5 protein-coding genes are annotated in these 7,149 nt (G+C 72.3%); 3 read left to right on the forward strand and 2 right to left on the reverse strand.

The annotated features are described in order from the left end of the window. Window positions 1-9: 9 nt before the first annotated feature. Together VGZ32_RS13300 and VGZ32_RS13305 are read right to left on the reverse strand one after the other, a co-directional pair. Window positions 10-831, reverse strand: coding sequence for a 2-oxo acid dehydrogenase subunit E2 (locus VGZ32_RS13300; protein WP_326886297.1), 822 nt, complete (start codon window positions 829-831; stop codon window positions 10-12). After that, window positions 828-1,061, reverse strand: a complete 234-nt coding sequence (locus VGZ32_RS13305; RefSeq protein ID WP_326886298.1) for a hypothetical protein — start codon at window positions 1,059-1,061, stop codon at window positions 828-830. The genes VGZ32_RS13300 and VGZ32_RS13305 overlap by 4 nt, the downstream gene beginning before the upstream one ends. A gap of 707 nt (window positions 1,062-1,768) precedes the next feature. On the opposite strand from VGZ32_RS13305, the gene VGZ32_RS13310 reads away from it, so the two are divergent. From VGZ32_RS13310 to VGZ32_RS13320, 3 genes are all read left to right on the forward strand, one after another. After that, on the forward strand, window positions 1,769-2,035 hold the full coding sequence (locus VGZ32_RS13310; RefSeq protein WP_326886299.1) for an acyl carrier protein: 267 nt from the start codon (window positions 1,769-1,771) through the stop codon (window positions 2,033-2,035). Between the two features lie 52 nt (window positions 2,036-2,087). Continuing rightward, the gene (locus VGZ32_RS13315) at window positions 2,088-2,903 is read left to right on the forward strand and encodes an alpha/beta fold hydrolase (protein ID WP_326886300.1); all 816 of its coding nucleotides are present in this window, start codon (window positions 2,088-2,090) and stop codon (window positions 2,901-2,903) included. Between the two features lie 59 nt (window positions 2,904-2,962). Continuing rightward, the coding region (locus VGZ32_RS13320) for a beta-ketoacyl synthase N-terminal-like domain-containing protein (protein ID WP_326886301.1) at window positions 2,963-7,149 on the forward strand (4,187 nt) is incomplete at its 3' end.

Genomic DNA, 7,149 nt, shown 5'->3' on the forward strand with positions numbered 1-7,149 from the left:
GCGCGCCGGTCACCCCGCTGCCCGCTCCTCGGCGGCGACCCGGGCGATCGGGTGGTCGGGCGACGGCGACGCACCGGAGAACCCTTCGAGCTGGGCCACGAGGTCGCCGAGCACGTCGGCCGCCTCCGCGCCGTCGATGACCCGGTGGTCGAACGTCAGGCTCAGCCTCAGGACCGGCGCCACCTGGATCTGCCCGCCGCGCACCACCGGCCGATCCGTACACCGGCCGACTCCGAGAGTGACGGTGGTGCCGCCGACCGAGTAGAAGTCGTCGACCGCGCCGTGTCCCAGCGACGTCACCGCGAAGGTCCCGAACACCGAGGTGCGACGGCCCGCCGACCGGGCCGCGGCGCGAAACGCCAGGCGGCCGATCGCGCGCGGCAGCCGGTGTAGCGCGCGCACCGGCGCGAACTGAGCGGCGACGGCGGGGTCGAGCGTGCGGTACTGGTCGACCGACTGCTGGATCTCGTCGAGGCTCGCGCGCTGCAGATCGGGCAGGACCGCGGTCAGCACGATGCGGTGGCCGTCCAGCGTCTTGTCGAGGGTGAGCTTTCCGTGCGCGGACGGCGACTGCACGAGCCGGGGGCGCAACTTGCCGACCAGCGCGCTGTTCGCCTCTGGATGCTCGTGCACGACGCGGGCGGCGGCGTATAGGACGTAGCTGACCAGCGAATACCTGCGCCCCTGCGCGAGCATGGCTGCACGGTGCCCGGTCACCCGGGTCATGTCCACATCCGTACTCAGGAAGACCGGGGAGACGGACCGGATCTCCTCCAGGAACGCGAGGGTGTGCCGGCGCTGCCGGGCGATCGGGGCGGTGCGCGCGCTCACGACGCCGCGGCCAGACGGTAGATCCCCTCGAGGCTGGACGCCGCGAGCACGTCCGGCAGGGACAGCCGACGACCGGCGATCCGCTCCACCGCGCTGACGAGCCACAGCAGCTGGACCGAGTCCCACCCGGGGATCTGGTCCAGCCGCACGCCCGCGTCGTCCGACTCCACCGGCAGGCCGAGTTCGTCCCGCACCAGCGCGAGGAAGTCGTCGAAGTCTTCCATTGCCATCCCGTGCCCTTCCCCGGTCGGCGCACCGATCCGGCATCCGCCCCGGTGCGACCCCGCCGGGGCGCCGCTTCATGCGTCGGAGCCGGCGCACGCGGGCGTCCAGGCGATTTGCCGTCAGCCTCGGTTCGTCTGCTTAAGCAGGGCTTGCGCCGAGGGCCGAGATGATATGCGTCCGTATACAAGAGTTTTGCCGCCGAATCAACCCGGTTGACAATGTGTGGACAGTCGGGCGGCTCGCCGCGACCCGTGCGCGGCGGGCCGGTGGATCATCCGCCGCGGCCCCGCGGCCTGGGAATTCGCCGCCGCGCGAGGTGTGGTGCGACCCCGCCGTGCGCCTCCTCAGACCCTGCAGTGACAGGGCTTTGGGCGCGCGCAAGCGGCGCACTGGCCCGCACACCAAGCATGAGATGCGCCGCTGGAACGCCGTGCGACACCCTGCCCTCCGCTCTTTTGAGCGGCGCGGCGGTGTGCCGACCGGCACGAGGCGGCGGACCTCGGCGTGCGCATCGTTTCGGGGCCGGGGACCCGGCAGCCGCGGGGACCCTGATCAGTGCCCTGCTTCCGACGCCCGGTACGCCGGCGCATCCCGGGGTCGCCCGGCGCTCCCCGAGAGTCGCCCGGACCGCGCCCGTCGCGGCGGCCACGCCGGCCGACGGGAATCAAGCACAGGTCCGAGCCAGGACTGTGATCAGGGAAAGGACGCGACAATGGCGGTAGTGACGGCGACCGAGGCCGAACAGTGGCTGATCGAGAAGATCGCCGGCCGGCTCGGTGTGGAGCCCGGCCAGGTGACCCCCGAGCAGTACTTCGACGAGCTGGACCTCGACTCGACCGAGGCGCTGATCCTCGCCGGCGAGATGGAGAGCTGGCTCGGCTTTGAACTGGGGACCACGGCCCTGTGGTACCACCCCACCATCAAGGAGCTGGCCGCATACATCGCTGAGGAGTGCGCGCAGCGTGCCACCTCAGCTTAGGAAGAAGCCTTCCGCGGCGCAGTGCCTCAAGCCCGCGGAGCCAGGCCACGGCATGGCTTACCTCGTCCACCCCGGCGCGCTGCCGGCCGATGTGCATCGCGGCGGCATCGCTGCCGCGATGTCCGGCGGTCTGGGCCTGACCGTGCTCGACCTCGGCGCGCTGCCCGAGTACTGGGAGGCCGCCCTCACCGGCGGCCGGGCCGAGGCGACGCTGGAAGAACTGGCCGACCAGCTGCGCGGGCACCTGGAGAACGCGCACGAGGACGGCCCGGTCGTGCTGGCCGGCTGGTCGTTCGGCGGCGTCGTGGCGCACGCGATGGTCGAGCAGCTCGACCCGGGCCTGCGCCCCGAGCGGCTCGTGCTGCTGGACAGCATCGCGCCGACCGAGGCGTACAAGCAGCCTGACGACGCGTTGCAGCCGGACCTCCTGCTCGACTGGTTCGCCATGTATCTGGGCGCCAAGCGGAACCGCGCGATCCCGCTCGACTACAACCGGCTCTTCGGCTGCGACACCGAGAACGGGCTCGCGCTCGTGCTCGAGGCCGCGATCGCCGCGGGGGCGCTGCCGGCAGACACCGCGCCGCCCGGTCTGCGCAAGCTCTACAGCACCTACGTGGACGGGCTGCTGCGCAACAACCGGCTCACCGACCCGTACCAGGCCCGACCCGCCGTCCTCCCGCTGACGCTCATCAGCGCGGAGCGCGGCCTGATCCCGGACGACCCCACGCTCGGCTGGGAGCCGCTCGCGGCCCACGGCCTGAGCCTGCGCCGCTGCCCGGGCGACCACTACACGATGCTCACCCGGCCGGACGCCACCGCCCAGATCGCGGGCGTCCTGAATCCCGCCCCGGCGGGAACCCGCCCCTAGGCCGTCCTCGCCCGAGTCGGGCCGCGCTTGCCCGCCCCACCGATTGAGAGAGCCCCGACGTGAACGCTTCGCAGCAATCTGACCTCGACAGAAGGCTCGCCCGCGATCCCATCGCCATCGTCGGGCTGTCCGCGCTCTACCCCAGGTCCCGGGACCTGCGTGAGTTCTGGGGCAACGTGGTCGCGGCGGCCGACTGCATCGAGGACGTCCCCGCGACCCACTGGGATGTCTCAGAGCACTACGATCCCGACCCGCACGCGCCGGACAAGACGTACTCCAAGCGGGGCGGCTTCATTCCGCCGGTGCCCTTCAACCCGCTGGAGTTCGGCCTGCCGCCGAACCAGCTCGACGTCACCGACGTGCTGCAGCTGCTGAGCCTGGTCGTCGCGCGCGACGTGCTGCGCGACGCCAACGCCGACCGGCCATGGTACGACGCCTCGCGCACCGGTGTAATCCTCGGGGTCACCGGCGCCAACCAGCTCACCCAGCCGCTGTCCGCCCGCCTGCAGACCCCCGTGCTCAAGGAGGTCGTGCGCAGCTGCGGGCTGTCGGACGAGGACGCGGAGCAGATCGCGGAGAAGTTCAAGCTGGCGTTCGCGCCGTGGGAGGAGAACTCCTTCCCCGGCATGCTCGGCAACGTGGTCGCCGGCCGGGTCGCCAACCGGCTCGACCTCGGCGGCACCAACATGACGATCGACGCGGCCTGCGCCAGCTCGCTCGGCGCGGTCAAGGCGGCGGTCAGCGAGCTGCTCGAGGGCCGGTCCGACACGATGATCGCGGGTGGCTGCGACGCCGAGAACACGATCTTCATGTTCCTGTGCTTCAGCAAGACCCCGGCGTTCTCCAAGACCGGCCGGATCCGGCCGTTCGACAAGGACGCCGACGGGACGCTGATCGGCGAGGGCATCGGCATGCTGGCGCTGCGCCGGCTCGCCGACGCCGAACGCGACGGCAACCAGATCTACGCGGTGATCCGCGGCATCGGCACGTCCAGCGACGGCCGGTTCAAGTCCATCTACGCCCCCCGCAAGGAAGGGCAGATGGTCGCGCTGCGCCGCGCGTACGAGGACGCCGACTGCTCGCCCGAGACGGTCGAGCTGTTCGAGGCGCACGGCACCGGCACGGCGGTCGGCGACGCGACGGAGCTGTCCGCGCTCGCGGCGGTGGTGTCCGAGTCCACCTCGGCCAAGAACTACGCCGCGATCGGCAGCGTGAAGTCGCAGATCGGGCACACGAAGGCGGCGGCCGGCGCGGCCGGGCTGATCAAGCTGTCGCTCGCGCTGCACCACAAGCTGCTGCCGCCGACCATCAACGTGGACGAGCCGAACCCCGCGGTCGACTTCGCCAACAGCCCGTTCTACGTCAACAGCGAGTCGCGGCCGTGGATCCGGGACCCCAACCGGGAAGAGCGCCGCGCGGCGTGCTCCTCCTTCGGCTTCGGCGGCACCAACTTCCACATCGTGATGCAGGAGCACGGCGACGGCGACGACCTGCAGGTCCTGTTCCCGGTGGCGAAGGTCCAGCTGTGGCACGCGCCGGACCAGGCGGCGCTGGCCGCCCAACTGGCCGACGGCACGGCTCCGGCGACCGAGCCGGCTCCGGCCGACCACGCGCGGGTCGCTTTCGCGGCACGCACGGCCGAGGAAGCTGCCGAACTTCGCGACCTGGCCGCTCAGGAGCTGAAGGCGAACCCGAGCGCGACATCGTGGGCGCACCCGAAGGGTGTCTACTTCCGCAGCGCTGCGGGCGATATGGGCAAGATCGGCGCGCTGTTCGCCGGACAGGGCAGCCAGTACGTCAACCTCGGCGCGGCGGCGGTGCTCGCCCTTCCGCCGTTGCGGTCCGCCTTCGACCGGGCGAACCGGCAGTTCGCCGGGGCCACGCCGCTGTCCCGAGTCGCCTTCCCGCCGCCGGTGTTCGACGCGGCGGCGCGCAACGCGCAGGAGGAGTCGCTGCGCCGGACCGAATACGCGCAGCCCGCGATCGGCGCGCTGTCCGCGGGTCAGTTCTCTTATCTGCGCGAGCTCGGCTTCGCTGCGGACGGCTACCTCGGCCACAGCTTCGGTGAACTGACCGCGCTGTGGGCGTCGGGCGCCCTGGCCGACGACGACTACTTCGCGCTGGCCCGCGCACGCGGTGCGGCCATGGCTCCGCCCGCCGACGCGAACTCCGACACCGGGACCATGGCGGCGGTGAACGCGCCCGAGCAGCGGGTCGCCGAACTGCTGGCCGCGCACCCGGGTCTGGTCGTGTGCAACCGGAACGCCGCCGACCAGATCGTTGTCGGGGGCGCCACCGCGGCCGTGGACGCGCTGGTCGCGGCAGCAAAGGCAGCAGGCGTGAAGGCCACCCGGCTGCCGGTGTCGGCCGCCTTCCACACACCCTTCGTCGGGCACGCGGTCGAGGCCTTCCGCGGCCACGTCAACGCGGTGCAGATCCGGCAGCCCGGCGCCCCGGTGTACGCCAACACCCCGGGTGCGGCCTACAGCGCGGACCTCGCCAACAATCGCAGGGTACTGACCGAGCAGCTGATCAACCCGGTGAACTTCGCCGACCGGGTCGAGGAGATGTACGCCGCCGGCATCCGGACGTTCGTCGAGTTCGGGCCCAAGGGCGTGCTCACCAGCCTGGTGCACAGCATCCTCGGCGCCCGCGCGCACACCGCGGTCCAGCTCGACGCCGGGCCGGGACGCGACGCGGACACGGCGCTCAAGCGGGGCGTGGCGCAGCTGGCCGTGCTCGGCCTGCCGCTCGCCCTGACCGACCGTTACGTGGCCCCGGAGCAGGTTGCCCCTCCCACAAAGGGGATGGCGGTCCTGCTCAACGGCATCAACCACGTCTCCGACTCGCGCAAGGCCGCGTACCGGAACGCGATCGAGAACGGCTACCGGGTCCCGAAGCCGGCTCCCGCGGCAGTGCCCGTCCCGGCAGCAGCACTGGTATCGGCACCGGTCGTTGCTGCGCCCGCCGCATCGGTGGTGCCCGCCCCGGCACCGGTCGTTGCTCCTGCTCCGACCGCTGTGGCTGTTAAGACGGCCCCGGCGCCTACTGCTCCGGCACCCGCCCCGGCGCTGATCGCTGCTACGCCCGCCGCACCGGCGGCGCTCGCTCCAAGGCCCGTCGCCGCTGCACCGGTGCCGACGCCCGCCCCTAAGCCGGTGGCCGCCGCACCCGCCGCACCCGTCGCGCCGTCAGCGCTGCCGACGCCGCAACCTCCGGCGGTCGTGACCGCCGCGCCCGCACCGATCCCGCGGGCCTCCGTCAACATCCCGCAGGAGGGATCCATGAACGCCGGGAGCGAGCCCGAGCCCGCGGCTCAGCCCTATGACGACCGGCTGACCGATCTGATCGCGGACCACCTGCAGCTGCACGAGGACTACCTCGAGGGCCAGCTCGAAAGCGCGCAGCGGCTGGTCGAGCTGCTGGAGCGGGCCGAGGAGCAGGGACGGCTCGAGGACGTGATCGAGGGCGTGACCGTGGTAAAGGACCACGCGATCGCGATCAGCCGCACCCACCTGCGCGCCAACGAGGTCCTGCGCGACCTGGCCGGCATCGAGCTGGGCGCCGCGCCGATCGTGCGGGTGTCCGCATCGCCGATCCCCTCCCGGACGCAGATCACCGGCACCGTCGAGGTTTCGGCCGCACCGGCGTCCGCCAATGCCCCGATCGTGGCAGCCGCTCCCGCCGCGCTGCCTGCCGCTGCTCCGGCGCAGCTCGCCCCGGCTCCGGCGCCTGCCTTGGTCGCTGCTCCCGCGCCCATCGCCCCGGCTCCGGCAGCGGCTCCGACGCCCGCCCCGGCCCCGATTCCCGTCGCCGCAGCGGTGGCGGCTCCGGCCGCCCCTAAGCCGGTTGTCTCCGCTCCGGCCGCTACCCCGGCGCCGGTCGCCCTGGCTGTTAAGACGGCCCCTGCTCCCGCTCCGGCTCCGGTGGTGGCGCCCGCACCGGCTCCGGCCGCGTCCGCTCCGGCGCCCGCTGCTGCTGCGCCTGCGGCTTCTGCCGGTCCTGCGGCGAGCGCGGTCGAGGCTGCTCTGCTGGACGTCGTGGCGGCGAAGACGGGTTATCCGGCGGAGATGCTGGATCTGGGCATGGACATCGAGGCCGATCTCGGGATCGACTCGATCAAGCGTGTTGAGATCATGGGCGAACTTCAGGAGCGGTTCCCGGGCGGTGTGGATGCCGGTCCGGAGCAGCTTGCTGAGTTGCGCACCCTCGGCGACATCGTGAACTTCGTGGCGGCTTCGGCTCC

Source organism: Actinocrinis sp. (assembly GCF_035938995.1).
Classification (GTDB): Bacteria; Actinomycetota; Actinomycetes; order Streptomycetales; family Catenulisporaceae; genus DASZGI01.

Excerpts from the sequence above, each read along its gene's own strand:
- VGZ32_RS13310 (WP_326886299.1), top strand. The coding sequence starts at position 1,769 with ATGGCGGTAGTGACGGCGACCGAGGCCGAACAGTGGCTGATCGAGAAG.
- VGZ32_RS13305 (WP_326886298.1), bottom strand. The coding sequence starts at position 1,061 with ATGGCAATGGAAGACTTCGACGACTTCCTCGCGCTGGTGCGGGACGAA.
- VGZ32_RS13315 (WP_326886300.1), top strand. The coding sequence starts at position 2,088 with ATGGCTTACCTCGTCCACCCCGGCGCGCTGCCGGCCGATGTGCATCGC.